The sequence below is a fragment of the Acaryochloris sp. 'Moss Beach' genome (assembly GCF_021497025.1).
In the GTDB taxonomy this organism is placed as follows: Bacteria; Cyanobacteriota; Cyanobacteriia; order Thermosynechococcales; family Thermosynechococcaceae; genus Acaryochloris; species Acaryochloris marina_A.
In genome coordinates this window covers 2,067,128-2,092,861 of the sequence record NZ_CP071717.1, presented here as the reverse complement: position 1 = coordinate 2,092,861, position 25,734 = coordinate 2,067,128, and the positions used below count along the sequence as shown (strand labels likewise).

Here is a 25,734-nt window from a genome sequence, read left to right as displayed (position 1 = left end):
GATGGTTTACTCAGGGCTGTCCAGAATCTAGTTTGGCATCAGCCATTTCCCCTATGGGTGAGGCATAGATACCTAAATGGGTAGCAACGGGCCGTTCATTCATGGGCCATTTGCCATGGATCGGCGCATTCAAAAGTTTTGCTCCGGATCTGGTAGATGTTACTAAGGTGGCGGATCCGCCACCATCAAGGTTGATTGCAACATCAGCTCCAAGTTTTTTGATCAGTTGCTCAATATCAGCAAGGGTTGCTCCTTCACTGTAGTCGGGCTGTTTGCCATCCACTACTATCAGCCAGAGGGTTGTCCCAGCTTGGTCTAATGCCGCGATGGAACGGGCATAGGGTTTATCTGAGTCTAACTTTAGTGGTTGTTCAGGGCGAAGGATATAGTTGCCAGCTACAGCATGGAGGGTGCCAGGTGGACAACTTCCTGTTTCCACAATTGTGCCCTGCTGGTTTTGATCAAAGCAGAGGACAGGCCACGTTTTCTGAGGAGGAGAATATTGTTGTCCCATGCTGATGGACTGCCCTAATACATTCACCCGACCGCCAACATGCGGTGCATAATCCCAAGGGGTTTTTTCGGTGAAATGGTAGAAATAGCCTGCATTCATGGCCAACTGCAGGCGAAATTGGGTGAGAAAGGCTGAGGTGGGTTCGGCATGGAATTCATTGTTATCGTCTGCAAGCTGCCCTGGGGTTGCGATTAATCTAATACCAGGATGGGTGAGATTAATTTTGGCAATATGAACGATATAGGGGCGAGGAGAACTATGAATTTGCCGTTGGTAAGTAATACCGGCAAACAATTGCTGGATCTGAGGGGTTTGGGCCGGACGTTGCCATTGTGATCTGCCATAACAGTACAAAGGGGTTAGTAAACTAAAACAGATGGCTGCCCATCCCCAAATTTTTAATCGTTGCATGACTGAAGTACACAAGTGGTCTAACCGGAACCTCCGGAATCGTTCCTTTCGAGGTCAGAATTTACAGCAGGCCAATTTTAGTGGTTCTGATCTTCGAGGATGTAGTTTCGATTTGGCTCAATTAAAAGGGGCCAATTTTGATCGAGCCAGGGTAGGTTATGGTCCTGAATCTATCTTAATCGGTCTATTGGTCGTGATCGATTTTGTAGGGCTGGCCTTTTATGCCATGAGTCAGATGCTCTTTGGGGGATTGGGAGTCACTGCTGAGGTGTCAACCTATCCTTACCTCATGGCCTTGCTAGGGTTTCTAGCTAGTGCAGGTATCAGTAGTGCGATTTGTCCCCGTAGACGACGAGTAAAGCCTATCGCAGCTCTGACCACAGGGGCGCTATTAGGCTTTTTCTATGGTGGGGTCATGCTGAAGAATGATCCTCAGGCTGCAGTTATGACTGCCTGTATTGCGGGAGCCTTCACAGTTGTAATGAGTGCTTTTACCAGGACTCGGCTGGTTACCCTAGCAATTTATACCGTCGGTGGTTGTGCGGCTTATGGGTTTTGCTTTTTTAGTGGTACCCGAGCTAGTAGCCTGTTGAATGTCCAACAACTCGTGGCAGGGGTTGGTTGGAGTGTACTCTGTCTCGTCTTTTTGGGGATAACGCTCCAAGTGATTGCCAATCTTTTACTCGAACTGAAAGACTTTGCCCACACTTCATGGCGAGGAGCAGATTTATCAGATGTCAATTTAGGTGACATCCAGTTAGACAGCTACAAAAGAAATCGGTATGGATTACCCAGTGAACGGGCGAGAACTAGAGAGCCTGCAAACTCTACGTCATCGGGGTAGTAATCTATTGGGAGAGTTCGCTATTGTTGTTGGAGTTGTCAGCCCATGGGTATTGTTGGATGGGGGAAATTCAGCACGGATTTCCTTTATTAAAGACACCACCAATGTTCTGATATCCGCGTATTCCCTCTAGCTTGAGTTTTTGGTATGCCAATCAGCAAGCCTTATTTGCAAATGCCGATTGTTGAATCGGGGGAGACCCTACTACCCATTCCCCAGGATCGCTTTGCCTTTGAAACTCCTCACCCTTATCAAGTTTTAGGTGCCCCCTATGAGCAGGCCTCTCCCTATTTTCTCCGGGAGAGTGTGTTAGAAGCTCTCCAATCTGCCCAAGGCTATCTCCAGCAGCTTCAGCCCCACTGGCAAATTATGATCTTTGATGCCTACCGCCCCATTGCGGTGCAGGCCTTTATGGTGAATTTCACCTATGCTCAAGTTCTCCAAGAGAAAGGCTGGCAACCAGAAACCTTATCGCCCAGTCAGAAAGAAGAAGCATGGCAGGAGGTATATGGGTTATGGGCGCCTCCTAATGTGGATCCTAAATCACCTCCCCCTCACAGTACGGGTGCTGCGGTAGATATCACCCTGTTTGATTGGACAACTAACGAACCTGTATTTATGGGGTCAGAGATTGATGAATTGTCGGTGCGATCGCATCCCCACTACTTCGCGAATCTCGCCACTAATCCTCAAACCCCACCCCACGAAAAACGGCTTGCCGAGCAAGCCGATCAAAACCGTAGGATTATGTGTGAAGCCATGCAAAAGGAAGGCTTTCAGCGCCATCAACAAGAGTGGTGGCATTTTTCCTTAGGCGATCAAATGTGGGCCTGGCTCAATCAACTTGAACAGCCCCATCTCACCTTTAAGGCGCGCTATGGCCGCATCGAGCCAGTTGGATCTTAAGCTCGATGCGGCTGAGGATTAGTGACCTATGCCAACATATTGAAAGCCAGCTTCTTCCAGCATCTTGCGATTGAGGAAGTTACGGCCATCGATGAGCACAGGGTGGGTCATCAGTTCTGCCATTCGCTTATAGTTCAGCGTTTCAAAGACTTCCCAATCAGTGACCAGCACTAGTGCATCGCAATGATCGGCCAAACGTTCCACATCAGTCTCTACACTGACGTTGGATAGACCATGACTCGATCCACTTTGGGATAGCAGGGGGTCATAGGCCTTCACTTTGGCTCCTAGGCGATTGAGTTCATCAATCAGGGTGAGGGCTGGCGCATCCCGCATGTCATCTGTATCGGGCTTAAAGGTTAAACCCAACAGACCCACGGTTTTACCCTTCAGAATCTTCAGGGTTTGCTGCAGTTTCTCAATCACGATCACCCGCTGATGCCGGTTCACTTTGATAGTGGACTCTAGCAAGATGGCTTCATAGCCATAGTCCGTGGCAGTATGCACCAAGGCTGAAACATCTTTCGGGAAGCAGGAGCCTCCCCAGCCGAGGCCAGCTTGGAGAAATTTACTGCCAATTCGGGAGTCTAAACCAATACCTTTACCGACTTGGACGACATCAGCACCCACGCGATCGCAAATATTAGCGACCTCATTGATAAAGCTGATTTTGGTGGCCAAAAAGGCGTTCGCAGCATACTTCACCATTTCAGCAGAGCTGAGATCAGTGACAACTACGGGTACGGGCGGGAGGGACTGATCTTCGGCGAACTGTCGTTTGACGATCGGTTCGTAGAGTTGCTGCATTTTTGCGATCGCATTGGGATCGGCCCCCCCTAAGACGATGCGATCGGGGTTAAAGGTGTCAAAGACGGCAGAGCCTTCCCGGAGGAATTCGGGATTGCTGACGACATCAAACAAGCCTTTGCTGTCTAAATTAGACGTATCGACGGCACCTCCAGCCTGTTTTTTAGCTTCGGCTAAGCCTTCTAGCACAATCATCTTGACCCAGTCACCCGATCCAATGGGGACCGTTGATTTATTGACAATGACTTTATAGTCGCCTGTTAAGTGGGAGCCAATGCCTCTGGCGACCGCCTCAACATAGCGAGTGTCACTTTCGCCCGTGGGCAGTGCAGGGGTGCCCACAGCAATAAATAAGATGTCGCCATGCTCAACGCCAGCCTTTAAGTCCGTTGTGAACTCAATATTGCCAGCATCAATGGACTCACGCAGAATTTCCGATAAACCAGGCTCAAAAATAGGAGACTGGCCAGCCTGCATGACTTTGACTTTTTCTTCGTTGTTATCAACACAAATGACGTGATGACCAATGCGAGCTAAACAAGCGCCAGTCACCAGACCGACATAACCTGTTCCAATCACACAGACTTTCATATAAAACTCCTATATAACCAGCAATGTATTTAAGGGCGCATCGTCAAGGGGAAAATAGAGCCATGTTCTGCCCAGGGCAGTTGATTCTCTAATTTTTAGTGTTACCTAAAGCCGAGCTCGAAAATGTTCAATGGTGCGTTCTAAACCATCTTTTAACGGAATGGTGGGTTGCCATCCTAATTCTGTTCGAGCTTTGGTAATATCCGGCTGACGTTGTTGTGGATCGTCTTCTGGTAAAGGTTTATATTCAATGGCTGCATCAGGATTGACCATGGATTGAACCGTCTGGGCCAACTCTAACACCGTATATTCATCGGGGTTACCCAAATTGATGGGACCAATACTGTTCCCATTCATTAATCGCATCAGTCCATCAACTAAATCGGAGACATAGCAGAAGCTACGGGTTTGTTTGCCGGAGCCATAGACGGTTAAAGGGATACCTTTTAACGCTTGGACGACAAAATTACTCACGACTCGCCCATCTTGCTCCAGCATCCGGGGGCCGTAGGTGTTGAAAATACGAGCGACCCGGATATCCACATTATTTTGACGATGATAATCAAAGGCTAGGGTCTCAGCGACTCGTTTACCTTCGTCATAGCAGCTCCGGATGCCGATGGGATTAACATTTCCCCGATATTCTTCAGTTTGAGGGTGTACTTCTGGATCCCCATAGACTTCTGATGTAGAAGCCAAGAGAAATCGAGCTTTAATCCGTTTAGCTAGCCCTAGCATGATCAATGTCCCCATCACGTTCGTTTTAATCGTTTTGACGGGATTATATTGATAGTGAACGGGAGATGCAGGGCATGCTAAATGATAAATTTGGTCCACTTCCAGGCGGATCGGCTCTGTTACATCATGGCGAATAATTTCAAACTTGGGATTGTTTAACCATTTGAGAACGTTATGTTTGCGTCCTGTATAAAAGTTATCCAAACAAATCACTTCGTGATCGTCTGCCATTAAGCGGTCAATTAAGTGAGATCCAATAAAACCAGCACCACCGGTGACCAATATTCTCATAATTAGGGCTTTTCACAACAAAAATTGGACTGGAAGGTAACAATATGGCTACTGCTTCCTAAGTTTGCCTGACAATTGAGGAAAGCGCTATGTCTTGGCACGAAAATAAATCTCTATCCAGGACTGAAAGGACAACATTATCTAGGATTGAATCTAAGGTGGGAGTTGGATTGACCGATCTCGCCCCCTGTTTGTTTCATTCACTCTAGGGATTAGGGTGTCCGTTCTCGGGCGGCTTTGCTGCGAGCAGGTAAGGACATTCTATCGGTTGTTGAGGGGGAGTTAGAATCCTGTAAGGCGGAGTATAATCTGCGATTTTCCAGCTGCAGAGATTTCACTTTAGTTTTGACATGATTGAGTCGATTGGAAAATTTCTGGCGATAGACTTCAGGTAATTCTTGAATGACATGCTCCAGCATTTGGTTGCGCTCACTCAGACTTTGACAAGAGCTTTGTAGATGCGCAATTTGGGTATCTCGTTTATCAATTTGTGTTTGATAAAACTCGATTTGGGATTCCAATGCGGTCAAGTCCCCTGTACTGTTCTGGCGGGCTGGGGAGGTTTGCATCGGCAGTGCTGGGGCGGCTGGGGTTAGCCCCTGGGCTGGTGGGAGTGCTGCAGGATTGGCCTTAATGAGTCGGTACAGCTCAGTTGAAAGCTGATCCACTAACTGATCGCGCATTTGTAATTGTTGGTTCAACTGTAGGACTTCAGATTGAACATCTCTGGAAGAGATATGGGGTTGGGAATAATCCACGCCTTAGCAACTCCACTGGTGATAAATACTAGTTTGCTATCTGGGACTCAGTTTGTCGTTCACCCCACTCAAGTCAGAATTTACGCCTAGGGCGTGCTTGTTGTTGGGATGAGTCTATTGTCACTCTAACATTCCCATTTTTTGCCTGAATATTATCTTGCCGTCATTTTTTATGATTTTACGCGGTGCTGTGCCCAAGCTGATGCGAGGGACATAGGTTGGTTATTTACCTCAGCCACACCAAGCCCCCTAGTACCAAAAGTAGTGCAATCAGGGCAACCCAAACGATATTGCTTTCTTTGGTGTCGACTTGACTCCAATCAATCGGCTCTGGCTCAGTTGGGCGAAGTTTAGTCACTGATGGTGAGAAGTTGCCTACTCCCATCCGTTCTTTGACATCTTCTTCGTTCACCTCGCTTAAATCAGGAATTTGGGTCAGCCATTCTGACTTCTTCTCCAGCTGCGGTGCTTCCAAGATGTAAAGCAACCGCTTGCTTTGCTTGCGAGTTTCCCAGTGACCATGTATCTGTAGTTTTCGGCATAGACTGATGGCCTCTTGCTGTTGCCCCGCAGCTTGATAGGCGGTCACCAGCCACATTTGCATTTCGCCGTCCAAGGGGGAGTTTCGATTGACCAAGGCAATGGCTTGTACTAGGGATTCTACAGATTCTCGATAATAACCATGTTCAAAGGCTTCACGACCTTTGGTGTAGGCGCTCATCATTTGGAGGTGAGTATCGACTTCGGAAGACACGGTAGATAGACGGTTAATTCAGATCGGTTAGGCCCTGCATTCTACAAACGATTACGGGCTTTTAGCAAGAGATACCGATCCACCAATTGCTCGCTAATGCTAGGGGCAGGGGCATCTAAGACTAAGACGCCCTGCTGTTGAAGTTGGGCAAAGGCAACGGATCGCTGATGCAGTAAGTCTAAGGCAACGGCTTGTTCGTATAATCGCTGAACTTGTAAATCGTTGGCTGTTTGGGTCAGCGCCAAAGACTGATGGGCTTGACTATCAACTTGAGGATCCCGGAGGGCAACGCAGAAGGGTAAAAATCTCGGGGATAGACGAGCCATGGCCGTTAGGAGTTCGCTAGATGCGATCGCATCTACAATATCCGTTAGCAAAACCACCAAAGCCCGCCGAGTATACTGGCTGAGCACCCGACTGGCAACGGCCACATAGTCCGATTCCGTCATCACTGGTTCCAGGTTATACACCTGTTCCAGAATCCGAGATAGATAGGAATTTCCCGATTGTGGGGGGATCCAGGTGTGAATGTCATTGTCGAACACACAGACGCCGACGCGATCGCCCCGCCGTAGACCCGCCATTGCCAAAGATAAGGTGGCATTTAAAGCCCAATCAAACCGCTTCAGACCTGCGACCTGGGCTGTCATCAGTCGGCCCCGATCTAGCAAAATCAGTAGGGGCTGGTCTCGCTCAGGTTCACAGACTCGCACCAGGGGGTGCCCTCGACGGGCCGTAGCTTTCCAATCAATGAGTCGCAGATCATCGCCCCGATTGTATTCCTGTAATTCGGCAAATTCGGTTCCCCCTAAGGTGCGCAGACGGCGACGCAAGCCGCCGGCTGCCTCCAGACTTAAGCGCACAGACAGTAATCGCAGCCCCATTAAGTCAGGGTAGACATCCACCTCAGTCTCAATGGGGATTTGCCAAGCTGTCCAGGCTAACCCTTGAGGGCTAAGTAGCCGTAAGGTCAAGCCTTGCCATCGAAAGGCTCCCCGTTGTAGGGGAAACACATGATAAGTAACGTCGGTTTCGGTGTGGGGAGCGATTTGAAGAATCAGTCGCTCCTGGTCGGCCTGAAAGTCGGGAGGATAGCTATCTCTCAGGTGCAGTTGGGCTTGTCTGGCTTTGCCAGGGCCAGATCCAACGGTCACGGTTAAGTGAATGGGGTTATTCCGGCCAATAGATAGACGGGGGTCACAATGGCGAGTGACTTGAATATCCCACCGTTGGGATCGCTGATAATCGATCCAGGTCGCAATCAACACCACAATGTTGAATAAGAGCATGGCCGCCCAGCCTAACTCGATGCCCTCTCCTGGGATCCAGGCTAACCCTAAGGGGATGAGTAGCCCTAGCCCTAACACCAAATACAGACGAGATGTTGGCAATAAATGGGGAATAGTAGGTTGAGGGGGACCGGGTTTTGTCGGCGACGGCTGTACCACCGGATTGGATTGCCGATGAAAGGGAGACTTAAACTCGGACTGAGGAGCGTTAGTCATCGGGGTACAGGGACGCGGGTCAGCAGAGTCTGAATCACTTGATCCATGGATACACCATCTAGTTGGGCTTCGGGTTTCAGGATCAAGCGATGTTGTAGGAGAGATGCCGCCATCGTTTTCACATCATCCGGCGTCACAAAATCCCGAGCCGCCAGCCAAGCATGAGCTTGGGCAGCCCGTAGCCACCCCACTGCCGCCCGGGGTGAGGCCCCTAAGATCAGTTCAGTTTGTTGTCGGCTTGCCATCACCAGCTCTAGCAAATAATCGAGTACTTGGCCTTCTACCCGGATCCGACGCACCTGTTGCCGTGCCTCTAGGACTTGATCAACGGTAATCACAGGCTCAAGGGGCATGTGCTTTAACTCTCGCGCTTCAAAGCCACTGAGGACATTATGGAGCATCTGTTGTTCGGCGGCTTTGCCCGGATAGGAGACCACTAGCTTTAGCAAAAATCGGTCTAACTGGGCTTCGGGTAATGGATAAGTTCCTTCGAACTCTAGGGGGTTCTGGGTGGCAATCGTCCAAAATAGCTTGGACAGGGCAATGGTCTTACCATCCAAAGTGACTTGCCGCTCTTCCATTGCTTCGAGCAAGGCCGCCTGGGTTTTGGGTGGCGTACGGTTGATTTCATCTGCCAGCAGGATTTGGGTAAAAATCGGGCCCTTGCTGAGGGTAAAGCTTTTGCTATTGAAATCAAAAATATTAGTCCCCAAAATATCCGCTGGCAAGACATCTGGGGTGAGTTGAATACGTCGAAAATCTGCACTGATCAGCGTAGCCAGCAGTTTAACAATTAGGGTCTTGGCTGTCCCTGGGACCCCTTCAAGGATGACATGTCCCTCTGCCAGCAGAGCAATCAGCAGTCCTTCGACGATAGAGTCTTGACCGATGACGATTTGGCTAAGCTGCTGTTGCAGTTGTTTAAAGGATTGATTCAAGGGAGATCCTGCAAAATAGCGTCGGCTTTATTGACCCAAGCTAGCAGTGTCCGATCGGTTATGGATTGCTGGCCGGATTGTTGTAATAACTCTAATAATTCTTGGTCGTTCCGTCCAGTAGATGTTGCCCACTGATTGGCTAGAGCTATATCAGGAGGTAATTGCCCTTTCGGCCCATTGGTAAGACCTAAACGTTGGCATAAGGATTGTCGCAGATACTGACTGAGCTGGGTGAGGACGAGTTCTCGTTGATGGGCATGATTTAGGGTGCCCGCTAGCGCTTGAATATATTGCTGGCTATTGTCTTTGGACTCTTGAGGAAGACGCAAGGGTAAGCCAAAGCGATGATTATGTCCCCAAATCCAAATCAAGATCAGCAAGACCAATTGAGCTGCCATGGCGGCGACAGGGGTTTGGGCAAAAAACTGCCAGAGATTCTCAGCCTTGCGAGCATCTTCTGCATCCTGATTTGGGTTGTCTCGATAGCCATGTAACCGTTCATCCATCCAAATCGTCCCTGACTCAGGCACCAACTGTTGCAGAAAGGGATAATTTCCAGGCTGATCCGCATAAATATTGGCCCCAATCCAAGGGTAGGTGGCAAAAATTACCTGACCTTTACCCAATGACTGTGACCACACCACACTGCCATAGTCATCATCCAGCCTGCTTTGATATACAGAACCCAGCTTTTTTCTACGTCGAGCTGTGTCAATGCGAACTGGACCGGCTTCACTGGTGAGATCACTACTAAATGAGGCAGCAGTCACGGAGCCATCCCAGGTTAAGAGAATGGCCGTATTTCCTTGCTCCACCCATGAGTCAAAACTGTCCCATGAAGGGTCTTGCTCCCTGGCTTTCTCTAGGCTGGGGGTAATGCGAATCAAGGTTTGATTCTGGCCTTGTAGCTCAGAATAAGGTTTTTGCCAGCGCTCGATGGAGTAGCCTTGTTCGACCATAAAGTCATACCACCCTCGGTAGCCTTTATTGGACCGACTGTAGGTTGATCCGTCTTGCTGATTGGGTGCATTGATAAAGAGCAGAGTGAGCAAAGCCGCTGCGGCTAAGATGGCCCATAACCATCGTTTCCCAGGCCCTTTGCTGGGGGTAATGCGGGTGGGGGAAGATTGGGCCGTTTGGGTCATGAACTGACCTCATGGGGCTGGTCCAACTCTCCGTCTAACGTCTCATAGGCCTGCTGACAAGACTGGAAAGTCTTAGGAGTAACAGATGCAGCTCCATAGTAGGACGCATCATGGACTTGAAAAATCTGCCGCCAAGTTGCCTGTAAACGAGTAGGTTTAGCCTTCAAAACCCATTGAGATTCTAATCGTCGCAAATATTCCTGGTTTGTAAAGGCACGATCGCGGTAGATCCAGCCAGTTTCTTCTAACCTCAGCAGTAAGGCCATATAAAGGGCACGGCAGCCGTTGGCATAATCCCCTTCAGTTTGAGCCTGGACTGCTTGCTGCAGCCAATCTTGAACGGTAGTTAGGTCTGAAATAAGAGGCTGTTGAATGGCATCGCTCAGGGCAATTTTTTTAGAAAACCAGCGTCGCCAGCCTTTGAGTTGCTGATAGAGGGTTCGTAAAACCCAGAGGACAATTAACACTGCCAGTCCCCGGGCAATCCATAGCAGAATATCGCCCCACCAAGGCGGTGTATTCAGGTTAGCTGCTTCGTTGCCCAACACCCAGTGTCCTAAACGTTGCCATTGAAACTCAACCCATTCTCTGGTTTGTCGAACGGAATTTTCAGCTTGCCAGATCGCTTGATCAAACTGGCTCACAGCACTGATTAAGGGTATGGTAGAAGCCATAGTCCTGAATCCCAAGTAGGCGTTGGTTCGAACACAAGGTTCCGCCCCCTATCTTAGAGTACGTAGGTGAGGATCGGTGTTCTGACCTACAGTCGGACTATAAAGACTGACTGTAGAATGGTCTATATGCATCGCACCTTTTTATTTTCCAAGATTCATCACTGCACACTCACAGAAACGAACCTCGAGTATGTGGGCAGTATCAGTATCGACCAAACGTTATTGGATGCGGCTGGGATTGTTCCCTACGAGCAAGTTCAAGTCGTGAATATGAACAACGGTGAACGATTGGTCACTTATGCCATTCCAGCTCCTGCCGATTCGGGTGCTGTGGAGTTAAATGGTGCCGCAGCGCGACTCGGTATCCGTGGCGATCGGGTGATTATTATGACCTATGCCCAGCTGACGTCCGAAGAAATAGCAGGCTTTGAACCGCAGGTAGTGTTGGTGGATCAAGATAATCGTGTGATCGAGGGTCAACCTGTTGTGAATTCGTCAACTCCGGAATTGTGTTTGACGTAAATGCATTGGACATTTTTTCACTGATAGCGCAATGATTTTCGGTGAAATGAGATAATTGATGCATGTTCTGAATGCTTAGAGCAGGTGCATAGTGGCGGATCAGCATGTTGTGATTGTAGGAGCAGGCCCTGCAGGTCTGTTGTTGGCAGGGTACCTGTTAAAACGACCCGGATATCGGGTCAGTGTGTTTGAGCAGCGTTCTGACCCGAGGCTGACTCAACAAGTACAGAATCGAACCTTTCCGATTTCATTGCAGGAGCGGGGACGACAGGCCCTCCGAGGAATACCCGGTCTAGAAAAGGCCGTTACAGATCGAAGCACGGTTTGTAATGGCACGATCATGCATCAAGTCTCAAAAAAAAATCGAGTCATTCCTCGCAAGACTCCTAGCTTGATGATTGATCGCCTGCAGCTCGTGGTAGTCTTGCTGAAATTTTTATCAGACCAGTACTCATCTGATCAGTTTGTAGTGCAGTTTGACTGTCGATGTACGGGCCTTAATCCATCCGCGCAAACCCTTCTATTTGAGCAAGCTGGTGAAGTCGTCTCCCATACCTATGATGTCGTTGTGGGGGCAGATGGAGCGGGCTCAAAGGTGAGAGAGGCCTTGACTGAACAGGTTAACTTCCCCTGCGAGCAGACCTTAATTCCCGACGCCTACAAATCGGTCTTTCTCAACCAGCCAGAAGATGGAATTCAGCTAGCTGCGGACAAAGTGCATACCTGGAATTTATCCAACAACGTCCGCATGATGTTGGTCCCTCAAGGGAACTCACAGCTCAATGGTGTTCTGATCTTTAAGCGTGATCAGAGCCCCATCGCCCAATACACTACAAAAGAAGAGGTACTGGCTTTTGTGCAGGAGAATTTCCCCCGGTTTGGAGCACTGATGACCCTGGATGAAGCGGCAGCATTGCTGTCGCGGCCCGTAGCAAAAATTACTACGGTCCGGTGCCAACGGTTTCATGAAGGCTCAAATATTCTCTTAATTGGAGATGCAGTTCATGCAGTGTCTGCCTCCATTGGCCAGGGCTGTAACTCTGCGCTTCAAGATGTGGGGATCTTGAATCAACTCCTAGATCAACACCAAGATAACTGGTCACAAACCTTACCGGAGTTTTCAACCCAGAGAATTCCCGAAGTCCATGCCTTAAGAGAGCTATCAGACTATTCCTTTCCCCGCAATAGATGGTTGGTGTTTGAGTTTATTCTGCGATTACAAGTCAGCCGACTCTTAAATCGTTGGTTTCCCAAACAATTTCCCCCCTTTTTATTTGACCTCGTTTTCGACTCGGATCTTCCCTACTCAGAGGTTCTCGATATCCATCAAGGGTGGATTAATAAGGTCAAACAAGCTAGCTAATTTGGCTCAGTGTTTAGCTACAGAGTGCTTGACGCATATGCTTCATATTCCCAGGCAGATCTGCGCGAATGGCCTCTTGAATGAAGATAGACGGCATGGGAATCAGTGGTGTAGCTGCAACAGAATAGGTGAGGATTGTGCCCTCACCACAGTCCTGCAGCGTCAGGTCAGCGGAAAAGTCACTAAAGCTGCCCCGCTCTAAGGAAAATTTGATATTTTCCTGAAATCTTTCTGAGACTTTCAGGAAGATTTCTACATCGACGGACAGTAAGAAAAAAGTTTTTCGGGCAGCCTGATAAAGACGATGGGTTTGTCCTGCCGTTTGGGAGGCATGCTCCAGCACTTCGCTTTTGACAATATCAGGAAAGAATCGCACCCAGCGACTGTAGGTTGTGAGCTGAGACCAAATATGCGATCGCACCCGAGGTAAGTACATGGTCGCTGTTACTGCACCTCCCCAATGGGTGTGGGACCGGACATCCAAGAGGATTTTACCTTGCAATAGATCAACCATTTGCTGAGGAGAGAGGAGAGCGTGAGTTGGATCAACCGCTGCAGCGGGAACACTCATAACAGGATCGCGATGGGACATACCGGTTAAACTCCTAGTGGAGAAATAACAGTCAGGGCCATCATAGCTCTATTTATTACAAAATATGTATTCTGTTTCACAGATCGACTCAGGAGTGTCCTAGAAGTTATCGCAGCTTGAGGTCATAAATACGCAACGTACTTTAACCGATTTGCCGATTACCCCTTAGTATTCCCAATTACCTGCAATGGGCCATCACTGGGTCTAAAATTTTATTTCCCTGCAAAAAATATAGCTATACGCCACCCGTTGGTGCTGACTTTAAGGAAGGTAAAAACGTTACAAGCTCCGGGAACTGTACCAAAAGCACCAACACAATCAGCTGCAGGACGATAAAAGGGATGGCCCCGCGATAAATGTCTGACGTTTTGATTTCGGGTGGAGCGACCCCCCTTAAGTAGAACAAGGCAAAGCCGAAGGGAGGGGTTAAAAACGACGTTTGTAAGTTGACCCCAAGCAAAATGCCATACCACAGCAAGTCCATGTCCAAGGATTGGGCGATGGGCCGAAAAATGGGCACCACAATAAAGGCGATTTGAAAAAAGTCGATAAAGAAACCTAGCAAAAATACCGTCAGCATACTGACGATTAAGAAGCTAAGTTCACCGCCCGGTAGGTTTTGCAATGCATCAGAGACCAGGATATTTCCGCCTAAACCAATAAAGATTAGGCTAAAGGCCCGAGAGCCGATCAGAATTAGCATCACCATACTGGTGATGCGAAGGGTAGACTCTGATACTTCAAACAGCCGCTTTAAGGAAAATTCACCATTGGCCCAGGCTAGCAGAATGGCGCCTAATGCCCCCAAGGCTCCTGCTTCTGTGGGCGTTGCAATTCCCCAAAAGATACTGCCCAAAACCAAAAAAATCAGGGCTAGGGGTGGAATTAAGACTTTGATGACTCGAAGCGCTAGCTCTTTCCCTTGGATTTCCCTGACGGAGAGGGGCAAAGCGGGGGCAGCCTCGGGTTTAAAGATGGCAACAATAATAATATGCAGGGCAAACATCCCGGCAATCATTAAACCTGGAATCAAGGCCCCTAGGAATAAATCTCCCACCGGCACACCGAGTTGATCCCCTAACACCACTAGCACCACGCTGGGGGGGATAATTTGCCCCAAGGTTCCAGAGGCGACAATTACCCCGGCAGTTAGCTCCTTACTGTAGTTGTAGCGGAGCATGATCGGCAGCGAGATTAGGCCCATGGCTACGACCGAGGCGGCTACAACGCCTGTTGTCGCGGCTAGCAAAGCCCCCACAAACACCACAGCTAAAGCCAGTCCGCCGCGAATTGGACCGAAGAGAATACCGATGGTTTCGAGCAGCTTCTCGGCTAAGCCTGATTTCTCCAGCATGGCCCCCATAAAAATAAAGTAGGGAATCGCCAGGAGCGTATTGCTCAGCATGGTGGCGAAAATTTCCTGAGGCATAGCCAACAGATTGGGATCTACCAAAATTTCTGGATCGACCCAACTGATGGCTGTGGGTAACATGCTGAATAACAGAGCCACGCCACTCAAGGTGAAGGCCACCGGATAACCTGCCGACAGCAGGACTAAGGCGACCCCAAACATGGCCAGGCTCAGCCAGTTATAGTCCATGGTCGGTTTCTCCGTCTTGGCCGAGGCTGAACCGTCTCAGTTTGATCCCATTTTTGATGGCTTCTGAAATGCCTTGTAGCAAGAGCAGTACAAAGAAGACGCAGACCACAGATTTAATGGGATAACGGGGTAAGCCCCCTGCATCCGGTGAGACTTCCCAAACCTCCCAAGAATTGATGATGGGGGACCAGACGTAAAAGATCATCAGACTACAAAAGGGGATGACAAAGAGTAATGCCCCTAAGAAGTTGACCCAAGCCTGTCGCTGGGGCGGCCAGCGATCATAAAACGCATCGACTCGCACATGGCCATTGTGTTTGAAGGTATAGGCTGCCCCCAATAAAAATGTGAGGGCGAATAGATAGGCTTGTCCCTCAATCAAGGAATTGGAACTCAGATTTTGGCCGATCAAATTGCCTATTTTTCGCCCTAAGGTATTCCAAACCCCAATGGCAATCATCAACGGAATTAGGAGGACGGCAAATTTGCCCACGCCTTCGTTAATACGATCGATGAGCTGAGATAGTCGCAACAGCTTTTGCAATCTTCTAGGGGCCTCCACAATCCGTCTGAGACCTATCCTCTCAGATCACGGCCCTGAATCAGAACGCAGAGAGAAAAACGGACGCTGTTATTGCAAACCCCATTTCAGCCATGGGGTTGGATCAACAGCTTGGCCATTCACATTTAACCCAAAGTGGAGGTGAGGCCCCGTCGACGCACCGGTTGAACCGACCGTGCCGATGATTTGGCCGGCACGAACCATTTGGCCTTCTTTGACTTTAATATTTCGTAAATGTAGATATACCGTATTCACCCCTTGGCCATGATCAATGCCAATGACATTGCCATGAATCCGGAACCCTTGAGATTCTCGACCCACGAGGCGCACCTGGCCAGCAGCTGAAGCTTTGACGGGAGATCCACCCCAGCCTGCATAATCTAAGCCTCGATGATAATCGGGATCGGAGTAATCGCCATTGTAAATTCGTTTGATTCCATACCCAGCAGTGAGAGGGCCATTATTAGGACGGAGGAACTTTCCGCTCCAAAGTTTTTTAGGAGAGACAATGGCTTTAAAGGCATCCACGCGATCGAATTCAAAGTCTGTGCCTGAACCTTTACCAGGGGGTAACCAAATGCTCTGGGTCCGGTACCATTTTTTACCAATCCACAGCACCATGTTGCGTGCTTGTTGATTCCCCGTCACAACCAGGCTGCGACGACCATGTTTTTCTAAGGGAATGGTGGGTAAAAAAGCCCGCCAGCGGTTGGTCGCGATGGGATAGACGGGAAGTTTTTTGCCCGCCACTTTGACGACGGGGGCTTGAGTGAGTTGTTCGCCTGGATCCGGCTTGACGGTAATGGCCAGAGTGTCGCCCAATCTGGGCTTTTTCGGGGTTATAGTGACGTCTAACGCTTGGGCAGATAAGGCGGTAGATAGGGTGCTTCCTACTGTAGCGAAGAGGAGAAAGCTCAGCCTACGAAGATTCTTATAAGTCATGCAGAGATAAACGGATGCAGTCTACAAGTACATAGTCTAGATGGCGATGAACTAGGTTCCGCTAGCCGAGCCAGGACACCCCTGCTTGGGGTGTTGTTGAGTGGGGATCGATTTGACCAGGTGCTGGTCGCTGGCGATGGGTTAAGCAATCTTGCATGCCGTCGGGTGCTGCTTGGCTGCTCCGCTCGGGGAGTACTACCCGATGCATAATAAATTCAACAGTTTGCTCTTTGACCCAACCTCGAGCCACGACAATCTCACCAAATGGCATAGCCGTGACATTCTGATCCGCGAGGGCTACCCCTACTTGGGCGTCTGTGATTAGCCCCGCTTCCACTAGATATGCCCCTATCGGCTGATAAGACTGGGAACTTCGACTGTCAACCCCCTGGGTCATGGTTCGTTTCCTTTTACTGCAAACCAATCGGCTATTTTGCCATTAAATGTTGTGGATTCTATACTGAGCTACCGTCTTAATCTCACAATTTTACACCTGAAGATTGCCTAAGGCTTGGGTTTGAGAAAGACGATAGCCTGCTTCCAGACGATGGTCGGCTGATCATAATGATCGAGTAAGCAGATACAGAAATTATCTTGCCAACGCACTTTGCCGACGAGTAAATCGTTGGTGATTAATTTGATCTCCACTTCAGATTCTTCTTGAATCAGAGTCTGAAGTTGCCGAAAACTAGGCAGTTTGACATCAAGTTCAGTTGACATTATTTTCGCTGCGAGAGGGATAAAAGAACAGATTAGGCGTTGCGGAGGTGATCCGTGAAGCCATTATAGAGATGGTTTATCCTGCCATGATACCCATAAAAATCTTGGCATAGACTTCTCTGATTGCCAGAGTAGTATAGAAAGACGTTGTTTTTGCCTAAGGAATACCGATGCGGGTTGAGTTTACAAAATATCAAGGATTGGGAAATGATTTTATCCTGATCGATAATCGCCACCAAGCTCAACCCTGTTTGACTCCCGAACAAGCGGTGCGGATGTGCGATCGCAACTTCGGTATCGGCGGAGATGGCGTTATCTTTGCCTTACCTCCAGAAGGGGACACGGACTACACCATGCGCATCTATAACTCCGACGGTTCCGAACCGGAGATGTGTGGCAATGGTATTCGCTGTTTAGCCCGCTTCCTAGCCCATTTAGAAGGCAAGCCCCCCCAAACCGAAATAACCTATCGAATTCATACCTTGGCAGGCACCATTACCCCTAGCTTGCAGGCCGATGGCCTGGTAAAGGTGGATATGGGACCTCCCTTTCTGGTGCCCCAAGAGATTCCGACGACTTTGGGACAAGGCACCGATCCGGTCGTGAATCAGCCCTTGGAGGTGGGAGGACAGTCCTGGTCAGTGACCTGCGTCAGTATGGGCAATCCCCACTGCATCACCTTTGTTGGAGACTTAGAGGCAATTGATTTCCAGACCCTTGGTCCTCAGTTTGAGCATCACCCTGCATTTCCTCAACGCATTAACACCGAATTCATACAGGTGATGCGCCCTGACTATCTAAAAATGTTGGTGTGGGAGCGGGGCGCAGGTCCAACCCTAGCTTGCGGAACGGGAGCCTGTGCCGTTCTAGTGGCAGGAGTACTCACGGGTAAGAGTCACTCTCAAGCGACGATTGAACTGCCAGGGGGGCCTTTGCAGATTCGCTGGGACGGCGAAGGGCAGTCCGTTTTGATGACGGGTCCAGCAGAAAAAGTATTTACGGGGATTTATGAGGCGGCATAGGGCCACCCTTGACCTGAATCAGCAGCCTTAAGCCCAAAAACTATACGGAAGCTAAAGATGCTAGGGGATCAGGGATGCTTTCTGAAGGGGCCTGAAACTCGCCGATGTAAACATATTCCAACCGCAACTTCAACCAAGTCACAAAGGTCGGATTGGTAGACACAATCGCCACAGCAGGCTGAGGACACTTGGCTTTGATGGCTTGCATTTCTGGCAGGTCTAGAAATGCAGGCTGCATGACCACCCAAAAATCAATCTCTTTATTTTTTTCTTTGTAGTAACGATGACGTTCTTTGAGAACTTCTTCAAAGGGCTCTTCTTCAAAGAGATAGCGCTGACTGGCAAGGGCGTAGTGGTAAGTTTGCATGGCTTAGAAAAGACAAATGAACGAAGACGTATTGAGGGACGCCCATTGCCATTATCTCAGTCCATCAACCTTTTTGGATAACTGAAGATGGGGAAGATTTGGATTTGAGTTGTGCTTCGGCGTTTGCGATCGCAATCTGAGTTGCGGGTACTGCAGACATATCCACAGAAATTGCCGTCACTCCCCATTCAACAAACTGGTGAATGAGTTGCGGATGTTGGACGGGGGCTTGGCCACAAATCGAACAGGGGATTTCCAGCGCTTTGGCAGTCTTGACCAGTTGGGAGAGGGCTGTAACGACGGCGGGATGGTCAGCCCCATATCGCTCCGTCAAATAGGTATTCTCTCGATTAACGCCTAAGAGCAGCTGGGTTAAATCATTAGTGCCAATCGCAATGCCCTGCACCCCTGCTGCGACATATTCAGGCAGTTGAAACAGCACTGAAGGCACTTCCGCCATGATCCAAACCTGCAGATGCTCCAATAGATGAGCGGCTTGAATCCGATTTCGACAAAATATAAATTCTTCAACAGAACGGATAAACGGCAAGATCAAGCGTATATTGCGATATCCTCGGTGGCAAAGACGTGCCAGAGCCTGCAATTCCAGATCGAAGAGGGTGGAGTCATACATATATTGTGCTCCCCCCCGCAATTCTAAAATTGAGTGGGCCGGTTGTAACGGATGGGCAGCATCCTGTTTGTAGTCTAGGGACCGATACGACACAGGCCGAGGGTGCCAGGCCTGTACAAAGGACTGTAAATGATGGCTTAAATGGCTGACAAATGCGTCAGCCCCCTGTTGTTGTATCCAAATCCCAGGTAATTGTCCTTGGCAAATATCTAGCAGAAACCATTCAGATCGTAATAAGCCCACGCCATGGACGGGTAGCTGTAACGCCCGTTCTACTCGTTGGGACTGACTGAGGTTCACCCACAATTGGGTGGTCTGCAGTTTGATCTCGGGCGCAGGTTCGGCATGAGTAGATAATGCTGAACTTGCCGGCGAACTAGAGGAGGGTGCAGCAAAGACCTTGCCTTGATTCCCGTCTAGCAACACCATTTGCCCTGACTGGAATGTATCCAATGCAGCAGCGACGCCGACAACAGCAGGTAACCCCAGTTCACGAGCCATAATTGCCCCATGAGAGGTATGTCCGCCTGTCGTACAAATTAAGCCAGCAACCTTTTGCAACCAAACCCAATCAGAGGGCATGACCTGTGTCAGCACAACAATCCGATTGGCCACGTTTTGAGGCTGAAGTTGACTAGGATCTTGACAGACGAGAATCGGAGCCGTTGCTTGCCCTACCGCTGCCGCTACTCCTGTTGCGATTATAGAAGATGGGGCTTGGTCTTCCTGCGACTTAAGAGAGTGATTTAAGGTCGACAAGGGCATGGCTGGCCATAAACCTGCAACTTTGAGTGCCTCGGATTCTTTCCCAGGGAATATCCATTCCACAGCCTGTAACAAAGGATTGAAAGGAGGCAGATCTTGAGCTAAAACTAGTAATTTTTCTAACTGAGGTTGATCAAGAACCCAAGATCCTGAAGTTGGCTCCAGGATCTGTTGTCCTAAATCTTGCTCCCCTAAAGACGTTTCAAAAGGAGCCTGGTAGGCACTAGTGATATGTCCAGAATAGCGATGCCACTGCTTCACCTGGCGGTCATAGATATAGGTGTCAGGTAAGATTTCGCCGGTCATCAGGCTGTTGCTGAGACCATGAGTTGCTTGAATCTGGATGTGGGTTTCTGTGGCGGTTAAAAATCCGGATGCCTGGGCTGAATCGACTGGCTGTAATAACAGAGCTAATCGTAACTGATCAATCGGAATCGCCTGTTTCTGCATTAGCAGGAGTGTCTGAGCTGTAAAAACACTGTTCCAAGCTTGTTTGATAGCTTTGCCAAGGTTGGTCACGGAACAGTATTGAACCGGCAACATCTCCGTCAAGAGGGGAGTAAATTGAGCCCAAGGTTTCGGTAAGGTCAAGGATGGGCATAGACGCCAGCAGTTGGATAGACTCTGCAATTCTACCGAAACAGTCTGTAGCCACAGCGCGGGTAAGGCAGTCTGCTCGAATCCTTGGGCGATTTCTTCTGCGACTGCTTGTAGCTGAAAAGGTTGTTCTGCTTGTATGCGCAGACTCACATGGGGAAAATCACCTAAGAAAGGGGAAGACCAAGCAATCGATTGACAAAACTGCTGGAGAGACACTGTACCAATGACTGCACTGGGCAAAATTGGTATTTGGGCCTTGTAGAGTTCAGCTAGTCCTAATGCAGAATCACCCACCCGCAGGGAGTGAGCAGTTTCTTGTTTATCTAACCAGTACAGGCTTTCCACAAAATGGTCTTGAACAGACGATCTCATCTTAGTCCCAAGACCTGCAGGTCTTGGAGATATCACTAAACCTATAAAGCAATATATCGATACTTTTTAGTTCCAGATCGTAAGATAAGAGACACTCTACTCGGTATCTTCCCAAACAATGCTGTATAACTCAATTGCTTGCCATTCTGCAAAAATGGCGTGTTTGAGGTGAAAAGCGCTTTACTCAAGTCCTTACAACAGCTTGTCCTGAAGCCGCGCTGTACGATGTGCAAGCGATTTTCATCTGGCGTTTTATGCCCAGACTGTCGCCACAAATTAGAAACTTGCCAAGCAACAGTTTCTCTCACATTTGCAGACAATCACCCTCTGATTGCATGGGGGCATTATCAAGGTCTGCTGAAGCAATTATTAGGGCGTCTCAAGTATGACCAACAAGCTCAAATTGCTCATCTCTTAGGTCAACTCTTGGGAATCGCTTGGCTAGAAAATCAGTCTTACAATCGGCAATCTATCGTTATCCCTATTCCACTCCACGAAGGAAGACAGCAGGAGCGAGGATATAATCAATCGGCGTTAATCGCCAAAAGCTTTTGCCAAGTTACAGGATTGAATCTGACTCTCAATGGTTTGGTGAGAGTAAAAGCTACAGCTGCTCAATTTAATTTGTCGCCACAAGACCGTCTTATTAACGTTTCCCAAGCCTTTCAACTAGGGTCTGAGTTAGCAAAGAAGGAATGTGGAAAAAATATTGTGCTGCTGGATGATATCTATACGACGGGTGCAACCATTCACTCAGCTGTCGAGGCATTAAGCCAAGCAGGCTTCAAAGTGTCAGGAATTGCGGTGGTGGCTAAGGCTTAACCGAGCTGACCCACGAGGTATGCAGTTTCGAGACTCCAACCAATCAAGAGGCCGATGCTGCCAAAAATAATGATTGCTGATAGAGCGACAGTGACGGGGTTGTCAGCGTTGTCGAACTTCATGATGCCTTTGTTGAAGTCAGAAGACATGAATTTAGCTCCCTAAGATGTTGAGGTTGTTAACTAAAGTTAACTTAACATATTTTAATTCTTATTGCTAGTATGCCCAAACTCATGCTTTATCACTCATTTGATCACGGTTGATATTAAATGAACGGTCTATAAGCGTTTCCTAGACGGGAATTGGGCAGTATTTATACCTAAGCATTTATCGCCATCATGGTTGTGAAAAGAGATTTGTTCTGCTTTTGTGAGGCTTACTATTGTTAAGTGTGCTTAACAATATCTTATAGTTCTGTCGTGGGAGCTTGCGGCCGTAGGTAGGCTCCATCTCATCCCTGAAGTCGATACAATAAGTCACTGGGACTTGTGGCTGTGGCGGGCTGTCCTGAGCAACCAATAGTCACCTCTTGTTTTTCACTGACTTCTCCATGGCAGGTACCCAACCTACGATCAATCACTACAAAATTCAGGGGGATGGGATATGAAAGCTGTTGTCCTCTTGTCAGGTGGCTTGGACTCATCCACTGTTTTATACAAGGCTAAGGCTGATGGGGCTGACTGTTATGCCATTTCCTTTGATTATCAGCAGCGTCATCGTCAGGAATTGGATGCGGCCGTTGCGATCGCAAACTCAGCCCAAGTTACTCAACATCAAATTGTGGCCTTTGACCTCACCCTCTGGGGTGGATCTGCCTTAACCGATACCCAAATTGACTTACCGTCTCGTTCGATTGAAGAGATGGCAGATCATATCCCCGTGACTTACGTTCCAGCTCGCAATACGATCTTCCTCAGCTTTGCCCTAGCTTATGCCGAGACTATTTCAGCAGAGCAGGTGTATATCGGGGTCAACCAATTGGATTATTCGGGATATCCCGACTGTCGCCCTGACTTTATTCAATCGATGCAAGAGGTGTTTCGGTTAGGGACCAAACTCGGTCGAGAAGGTCAGGCCATCGAAATTTGTACCCCTCTAATCAATTTGCATAAGTCTGCCATTATCGAATTGGGCAACGATCTGGGGGTGCCGTGGGAGCGGACCTGGTCTTGCTACAGTGATGGCGGTGGTTCGCCTCCACAAGCCTGTGGCCAATGTGATTCCTGCCAATTGCGATTAGCGGCATTTGCCCAACTCGGTTTATCCGATCCGCTATCCTATGTGACCTAACTTTAGAGCGTCCCTGTGTTTTCACTCGATTGGGCTGGCCTCTACTTCCCTAGAATTTGCTTTTATGAAGACTGCAACCACTGTCAACTTAGTTGAAATTTTCTCTGCCATTCAAGGGGAAGGACTGAATGTCGGCACCCGTCAAATTTTTATCCGCTTTGGGGGCTGTGATCTACGATGTCATTTCTGTGACAGTGCCCAAACATGGACGCCAAAAAGTAGCTGTCAAATTGAAAAAACGCCGGGCTGCCGAGATTTTGCCCAGTATCAAAATCCAGTCACCCTTTCCCAAATCCTAGAGTGGGTTCAAGAGCAGGATCAGCCTGGGATTCATGACAGCATCAGCCTGACTGGCGGAGAACCTCTATTACAGGTGGCATTCCTACAGGATTTGTTGCCTTTACTCAGGCAACAGACTTTATTGCCAATCTATTTAGAAACGGGCGGGCATCATCCTGAAGCCCTTGTCCCCCTGTTGCCTTACCTGGATAGTGTGGGCATGGATTTGAAGTTACCGAGCGTCAGTGGTGAAACCCATTGGCCTCAACATCATCAAAGCTTGGAGTTGTGTCATCAAGCCAACATAGATGTGTTTTGTAAGCTCATTATTAGCGAACAAACCGATTGGACAGAGTTGGTCAAAGCTGCCCAGCTGGTTGCCGAGATTAATCCTACTGTGACGATTTTCTTGCAGCCTGTGACGCCTTTGTCTGCGCAACACCCAGTCCAGCCACCAACGCCCAATCAAGTGTTGACGTGGCAAGGAAAGCTCAAACAGATTTGTCGTCAGATTAGGGTTGTACCCCAAACCCATAAGTTTTTGGGGCAGCTCTAAGCCGTTTTTTCGCGTAACCAGTTTTTCAGGTCTTCTGCATTGTTGAAATCTAACAGGGCTTCCCCCAAGTCCTCTACCTGATTGACCGGCAAGCTTCGGACCTGACCTTCAAGATCCGGATTCAGATCCCCAACTCGCCGCTTTAAGAGTCGAAAAACTAGGCTTAGGGCTTCTCGTTTGGCCCCTTGCTGTTGATTGGCTTGAGTCGTACTGGTCAGCAGATTAGTGATCCGCTCTCGCTCTAATAGGCCCATGCGCTCCATCTCTGTTTGCAAGACCTGTTCTTCGGCAGCATTGAGATGGAGGAAGGCTTCAATAAATTGAGAGATGACCTTGACCTTCTTAGCGTCTAAACGCAAATTGGTCAGCAATCTCAGACACTCTGCTTTGACGACGGGGCGATCAAAGGTTTGAACGTTCATCGTGGGCATGAGGGCTGCCGCTACAGGGTTGCGACGTTGCAAAAAGTCACGCCAGTTTAAGCGATGAAGTTGAATGGCAACAAAGCTAAAATCCAAAACCCTGCGATCGACAAATTCAACCCGATACCCATTTGTTTCCAGACGTTGAGATGTATCTGAAGATTGCAAAATAATGGGATAGATCGGTAAATTATATTTTTCGTCCAGGCGAGCAAAGGTATGAAAAATGCGCCGCTCTAGCTTGATATTGGTCTCAGATGAATTCTCTAGATGCACCCAGAAGCATGATTCTTGTCCTCGTAATCGCACTTGCACTAATACATTAGAGCTAGCCCCTTGCACAGTAGGGGCAGGAGGATTATCTCCCTGCTCTTGAGGTTTAGGGGATTCTTCATCTTCTAGGAATCGAATCGATTTGGGGTCGATAGCGACCGCAATTTTTGGAAAGAAGAGATCGACAAATTCCAGAAAAAAGTTTTTGAGTAAGTCCCTAAATAGACGATCGCGATCGACCATCGTAAATGTCTACCCCACAACTAAATCGTATTTACCCTAACATCCTCAGGCGAGGATCTCGCTTTTCCCTCTAAAAATCAATTCGATGTTGAGAGAAAAAACAGCGAAATACAATCATACTAATTTAAAACTACTGTTCATCTTGTTAAAGACTTCTCTTCGACGGTTGCCAACCCTAAATAGCGAATTCCTTCGGGTGTAATCTCAAAGCGACAGGGCAAGAGCTTTACCCCTACTGAAACGGCTTCTCTAAGGAGTTTTCCATACTCTGGATCGGCCTGATCTCCGGGGGCAAAGGTTGTGCAATCGGCTCGATTAATAAAGAAGAGTAAGTAAGCTCGGGCTTCGGATAAAACCGACATTAACTCCCGAATATGCTTTTGGCCACGGGTCGTGACGGTGTCTGGAAATAAAGCTTGCTGTCCGATGGCCCAGGTCGTACTTTTAACTTCAATATAAGTGGGTTGAGTGGTGCCTGTAAGCAAAAAATCAATTCGACTTTTTTCTTGACCATAGCGAACTTCAGATTTGACCTGATCGTAGTCACCTAAAGCGGGTAAGAGCCGGTCTTGTAGTAGTTTCTTGACAACAATATTAGGGATTTGAGTATTCACCCCTACCCAGGTGGGTTGGGTGTCGCAGACTTCAATCAGTTCCCAGGTATAGGCTAATTTGCGTTTGGGGTTATTACTTCTAGAAATTTGCACTCGGCTATTGGGGGCAGACATGCCTGTCATCGGACCTGTGTTAGGGCAATGGGCGGTGACGACTTCACCTGTCTCTAATTCAATATCGGCCAGAAAACGTTTGTATCGTTTGATCAGCTTGCCTGCAAGTAGGGGGGGATATTGATATAGCCAGTCCGCCATTCGTTTTAACTCTCCAGGATCATGGGCTGCACTAATCTACCGC

28 protein-coding genes are annotated in these 25,734 nt (G+C 48.6%); 8 read left to right on the top strand and 20 right to left on the bottom strand.

Annotation, left to right across the window (positions count from 1 at the left end; genetic code table 11):
- Positions 1-10: 10 nt before the first annotated feature.
- Positions 11-925 carry a phosphodiester glycosidase family protein gene (locus HRE53_RS09735; RefSeq protein ID WP_235110190.1) on the bottom strand — a complete coding sequence of 305 codons (915 nt, stop codon included), beginning with the start codon at positions 923-925 and terminating at the stop codon, positions 11-13.
- Here HRE53_RS09735 and HRE53_RS09730 point away from each other — a divergent pair.
- Together HRE53_RS09730 and HRE53_RS09725 are read left to right on the top strand one after the other, a co-directional pair.
- Positions 924-1,769: a pentapeptide repeat-containing protein gene (locus tag HRE53_RS09730; protein ID WP_235110189.1), complete on the top strand. Its 846-nt coding sequence runs from the start codon at positions 924-926 to the stop codon at positions 1,767-1,769. The genes HRE53_RS09735 and HRE53_RS09730 overlap by 2 nt on opposite strands.
- Positions 1,770-1,916: 147 nt before the next feature.
- Entirely contained in the window at positions 1,917-2,675 is a 759-nt protein-coding gene (locus tag HRE53_RS09725; protein ID WP_235110188.1) for a M15 family metallopeptidase, read from the top strand.
- An 18-nt stretch (positions 2,676-2,693) separates the two neighbouring features.
- Here HRE53_RS09725 and HRE53_RS09720 read toward each other — a convergent pair whose 3' ends face one another.
- From HRE53_RS09720 to HRE53_RS09685, 8 genes are all read right to left on the bottom strand, one after another.
- Entirely contained in the window at positions 2,694-4,073 is a 1,380-nt protein-coding gene (locus HRE53_RS09720; protein WP_235110187.1) for a UDP-glucose/GDP-mannose dehydrogenase family protein, read from the bottom strand.
- A gap of 105 nt (positions 4,074-4,178) precedes the next feature.
- Complete coding sequence (locus tag HRE53_RS09715; RefSeq protein WP_212663247.1) at positions 4,179-5,102, bottom strand: UDP-glucuronic acid decarboxylase family protein; 924 nt, start codon at positions 5,100-5,102, stop codon at positions 4,179-4,181.
- 212 nt (positions 5,103-5,314) lie between these two features.
- Entirely contained in the window at positions 5,315-5,860 is a 546-nt protein-coding gene (locus tag HRE53_RS09710; protein WP_212663246.1) for an Npun_F5560 family protein, read from the bottom strand.
- Positions 5,861-6,086: 226 nt separating this feature from the next.
- Entirely contained in the window at positions 6,087-6,584 is a 498-nt protein-coding gene (locus HRE53_RS09705; protein ID WP_315876579.1) for a tetratricopeptide repeat protein, read from the bottom strand.
- 71 nt (positions 6,585-6,655) lie between these two features.
- Complete coding sequence (locus HRE53_RS09700; RefSeq protein ID WP_235110185.1) at positions 6,656-8,119, bottom strand: DUF58 domain-containing protein; 1,464 nt, start codon at positions 8,117-8,119, stop codon at positions 6,656-6,658.
- A complete protein-coding gene (locus tag HRE53_RS09695) occupies positions 8,116-9,057 on the bottom strand; it encodes a MoxR family ATPase (RefSeq protein WP_235110184.1) in 942 nt (313 codons plus the stop codon). Before HRE53_RS09695 ends, HRE53_RS09700 begins: the two co-directional genes overlap by 4 nt.
- On the bottom strand, positions 9,054-10,202 hold the full coding sequence (locus tag HRE53_RS09690) for a DUF4350 domain-containing protein (protein ID WP_235110183.1): 1,149 nt from the start codon (positions 10,200-10,202) through the stop codon (positions 9,054-9,056). Before HRE53_RS09690 ends, HRE53_RS09695 begins: the two co-directional genes overlap by 4 nt.
- A complete protein-coding gene (locus HRE53_RS09685; protein ID WP_235110182.1) occupies positions 10,199-10,876 on the bottom strand; it encodes a DUF4129 domain-containing protein in 678 nt (225 codons plus the stop codon). Before HRE53_RS09685 ends, HRE53_RS09690 begins: the two co-directional genes overlap by 4 nt.
- Before the next feature lie 126 nt (positions 10,877-11,002).
- Here HRE53_RS09685 and panD point away from each other — a divergent pair, with 126 nt between their 5' ends.
- A complete protein-coding gene (gene panD, locus HRE53_RS09680; protein WP_235110181.1) occupies positions 11,003-11,398 on the top strand; it encodes an aspartate 1-decarboxylase in 396 nt (131 codons plus the stop codon).
- Between the two features lie 91 nt (positions 11,399-11,489).
- Positions 11,490-12,761 carry an NAD(P)/FAD-dependent oxidoreductase gene (locus HRE53_RS09675; protein ID WP_235110179.1) on the top strand — a complete coding sequence of 424 codons (1,272 nt, stop codon included), beginning with the start codon at positions 11,490-11,492 and terminating at the stop codon, positions 12,759-12,761.
- Between the two features lie 13 nt (positions 12,762-12,774).
- Here HRE53_RS09675 and HRE53_RS09670 read toward each other — a convergent pair whose 3' ends face one another.
- The 6 genes from HRE53_RS09670 to HRE53_RS09645 form a co-directional block, all read right to left on the bottom strand.
- Entirely contained in the window at positions 12,775-13,353 is a 579-nt protein-coding gene (locus tag HRE53_RS09670; protein WP_235110177.1) for an SRPBCC family protein, read from the bottom strand.
- A 235-nt stretch (positions 13,354-13,588) separates the two neighbouring features.
- Positions 13,589-14,953, bottom strand: coding sequence for a TRAP transporter large permease subunit (locus HRE53_RS09665; protein WP_212663240.1), 1,365 nt, complete (start codon positions 14,951-14,953; stop codon positions 13,589-13,591).
- On the bottom strand, positions 14,943-15,497 hold the full coding sequence (locus HRE53_RS09660) for a TRAP transporter small permease subunit (RefSeq protein ID WP_235110175.1): 555 nt from the start codon (positions 15,495-15,497) through the stop codon (positions 14,943-14,945). The genes HRE53_RS09665 and HRE53_RS09660 overlap by 11 nt, the downstream gene beginning before the upstream one ends.
- 87 nt (positions 15,498-15,584) lie before the next feature.
- Positions 15,585-16,457, bottom strand: coding sequence for a M23 family metallopeptidase (locus tag HRE53_RS09655; RefSeq protein WP_212663238.1), 873 nt, complete (start codon positions 16,455-16,457; stop codon positions 15,585-15,587).
- A 61-nt stretch (positions 16,458-16,518) separates the two neighbouring features.
- Complete coding sequence (locus HRE53_RS09650) at positions 16,519-16,854, bottom strand: hypothetical protein (RefSeq protein ID WP_235110174.1); 336 nt, start codon at positions 16,852-16,854, stop codon at positions 16,519-16,521.
- A gap of 107 nt (positions 16,855-16,961) precedes the next feature.
- Positions 16,962-17,177 carry an Hfq-related RNA-binding protein gene (locus HRE53_RS09645; protein WP_010467763.1) on the bottom strand — a complete coding sequence of 72 codons (216 nt, stop codon included), beginning with the start codon at positions 17,175-17,177 and terminating at the stop codon, positions 16,962-16,964.
- A 170-nt stretch (positions 17,178-17,347) separates the two neighbouring features.
- Between HRE53_RS09645 and dapF the strand changes: the two genes are divergently transcribed.
- Complete coding sequence (dapF, locus tag HRE53_RS09640) at positions 17,348-18,199, top strand: diaminopimelate epimerase (protein WP_235110173.1); 852 nt, start codon at positions 17,348-17,350, stop codon at positions 18,197-18,199.
- A gap of 40 nt (positions 18,200-18,239) precedes the next feature.
- Here the strand turns inward: dapF and HRE53_RS09635 are convergent, their stop codons facing one another.
- On the bottom strand, positions 18,240-18,566 hold the full coding sequence (locus tag HRE53_RS09635) for an MgPME-cyclase complex family protein (RefSeq protein ID WP_235110172.1): 327 nt from the start codon (positions 18,564-18,566) through the stop codon (positions 18,240-18,242).
- Positions 18,567-18,630: 64 nt separating this feature from the next.
- The gene (locus HRE53_RS09630) at positions 18,631-20,937 is read right to left on the bottom strand and encodes a putative PEP-binding protein (RefSeq protein ID WP_212663234.1); all 2,307 of its coding nucleotides are present in this window, start codon (positions 20,935-20,937) and stop codon (positions 18,631-18,633) included.
- Between the two features lie 159 nt (positions 20,938-21,096).
- Here HRE53_RS09630 and HRE53_RS09625 point away from each other — a divergent pair, with 159 nt between their 5' ends.
- A complete protein-coding gene (locus HRE53_RS09625) occupies positions 21,097-21,759 on the top strand; it encodes a ComF family protein (RefSeq protein WP_235110171.1) in 663 nt (220 codons plus the stop codon).
- Here the strand turns inward: HRE53_RS09625 and HRE53_RS09620 are convergent.
- Positions 21,756-21,908: a hypothetical protein gene (locus HRE53_RS09620; protein WP_212663232.1), complete on the bottom strand. Its 153-nt coding sequence runs from the start codon at positions 21,906-21,908 to the stop codon at positions 21,756-21,758. The genes HRE53_RS09625 and HRE53_RS09620 overlap by 4 nt on opposite strands.
- 454 nt (positions 21,909-22,362) lie before the next feature.
- Between HRE53_RS09620 and queC the strand changes: the two genes are divergently transcribed.
- Complete coding sequence (gene queC, locus HRE53_RS09615) at positions 22,363-23,049, top strand: 7-cyano-7-deazaguanine synthase QueC (protein WP_235110170.1); 687 nt, start codon at positions 22,363-22,365, stop codon at positions 23,047-23,049.
- Positions 23,050-23,113: 64 nt separating this feature from the next.
- A complete protein-coding gene (locus HRE53_RS09610; RefSeq protein WP_235110169.1) occupies positions 23,114-23,884 on the top strand; it encodes a 7-carboxy-7-deazaguanine synthase QueE in 771 nt (256 codons plus the stop codon).
- On the opposite strand, the gene HRE53_RS09605 is transcribed toward HRE53_RS09610, so the two are convergent.
- Together HRE53_RS09605 and sfsA are read right to left on the bottom strand one after the other, a co-directional pair.
- Entirely contained in the window at positions 23,881-24,822 is a 942-nt protein-coding gene (locus tag HRE53_RS09605) for a DUF4351 domain-containing protein (RefSeq protein ID WP_212663229.1), read from the bottom strand. The genes HRE53_RS09610 and HRE53_RS09605 overlap by 4 nt on opposite strands.
- Positions 24,823-24,959: 137 nt before the next feature.
- Positions 24,960-25,691, bottom strand: coding sequence for a DNA/RNA nuclease SfsA (sfsA, locus tag HRE53_RS09600; protein ID WP_235110168.1), 732 nt, complete (start codon positions 25,689-25,691; stop codon positions 24,960-24,962).
- Positions 25,692-25,734: the final 43 nt, after the last annotated feature.

Excerpts from the sequence above, each read along its gene's own strand:
- HRE53_RS09655 (WP_212663238.1), bottom strand. The coding sequence starts at position 16,457 with ATGACTTATAAGAATCTTCGTAGGCTGAGCTTTCTCCTCTTCGCTACA.
- panD (WP_235110181.1), top strand. The coding sequence starts at position 11,003 with ATGCATCGCACCTTTTTATTTTCCAAGATTCATCACTGCACACTCACA.
- sfsA (WP_235110168.1), bottom strand. The coding sequence starts at position 25,691 with ATGGCGGACTGGCTATATCAATATCCCCCCCTACTTGCAGGCAAGCTG.
- HRE53_RS09610 (WP_235110169.1), top strand. The coding sequence starts at position 23,114 with ATGAAGACTGCAACCACTGTCAACTTAGTTGAAATTTTCTCTGCCATT.
- dapF (WP_235110173.1), top strand. The coding sequence starts at position 17,348 with ATGCGGGTTGAGTTTACAAAATATCAAGGATTGGGAAATGATTTTATC.
- HRE53_RS09635 (WP_235110172.1), bottom strand. The coding sequence starts at position 18,566 with ATGCAAACTTACCACTACGCCCTTGCCAGTCAGCGCTATCTCTTTGAA.
- HRE53_RS09630 (WP_212663234.1), bottom strand. The coding sequence starts at position 20,937 with ATGAGATCGTCTGTTCAAGACCATTTTGTGGAAAGCCTGTACTGGTTA.
- HRE53_RS09705 (WP_315876579.1), bottom strand. The coding sequence starts at position 6,584 with ATGATGAGCGCCTACACCAAAGGTCGTGAAGCCTTTGAACATGGTTAT.
- HRE53_RS09715 (WP_212663247.1), bottom strand. The coding sequence starts at position 5,102 with ATGAGAATATTGGTCACCGGTGGTGCTGGTTTTATTGGATCTCACTTA.
- HRE53_RS09700 (WP_235110185.1), bottom strand. The coding sequence starts at position 8,119 with ATGACTAACGCTCCTCAGTCCGAGTTTAAGTCTCCCTTTCATCGGCAA.
- HRE53_RS09620 (WP_212663232.1), bottom strand. The coding sequence starts at position 21,908 with ATGTCTTCTGACTTCAACAAAGGCATCATGAAGTTCGACAACGCTGAC.
- HRE53_RS09665 (WP_212663240.1), bottom strand. The coding sequence starts at position 14,953 with ATGGACTATAACTGGCTGAGCCTGGCCATGTTTGGGGTCGCCTTAGTC.
- HRE53_RS09725 (WP_235110188.1), top strand. The coding sequence starts at position 1,917 with ATGCCAATCAGCAAGCCTTATTTGCAAATGCCGATTGTTGAATCGGGG.
- HRE53_RS09645 (WP_010467763.1), bottom strand. The coding sequence starts at position 17,177 with ATGTCAACTGAACTTGATGTCAAACTGCCTAGTTTTCGGCAACTTCAG.
- HRE53_RS09685 (WP_235110182.1), bottom strand. The coding sequence starts at position 10,876 with ATGGCTTCTACCATACCCTTAATCAGTGCTGTGAGCCAGTTTGATCAA.
- HRE53_RS09690 (WP_235110183.1), bottom strand. The coding sequence starts at position 10,202 with ATGACCCAAACGGCCCAATCTTCCCCCACCCGCATTACCCCCAGCAAA.
- HRE53_RS09670 (WP_235110177.1), bottom strand. The coding sequence starts at position 13,353 with ATGTCCCATCGCGATCCTGTTATGAGTGTTCCCGCTGCAGCGGTTGAT.
- queC (WP_235110170.1), top strand. The coding sequence starts at position 22,363 with ATGAAAGCTGTTGTCCTCTTGTCAGGTGGCTTGGACTCATCCACTGTT.
- HRE53_RS09720 (WP_235110187.1), bottom strand. The coding sequence starts at position 4,073 with ATGAAAGTCTGTGTGATTGGAACAGGTTATGTCGGTCTGGTGACTGGC.
- HRE53_RS09730 (WP_235110189.1), top strand. The coding sequence starts at position 924 with ATGACTGAAGTACACAAGTGGTCTAACCGGAACCTCCGGAATCGTTCC.
- HRE53_RS09735 (WP_235110190.1), bottom strand. The coding sequence starts at position 925 with ATGCAACGATTAAAAATTTGGGGATGGGCAGCCATCTGTTTTAGTTTA.
- HRE53_RS09650 (WP_235110174.1), bottom strand. The coding sequence starts at position 16,854 with ATGACCCAGGGGGTTGACAGTCGAAGTTCCCAGTCTTATCAGCCGATA.
- HRE53_RS09605 (WP_212663229.1), bottom strand. The coding sequence starts at position 24,822 with ATGGTCGATCGCGATCGTCTATTTAGGGACTTACTCAAAAACTTTTTT.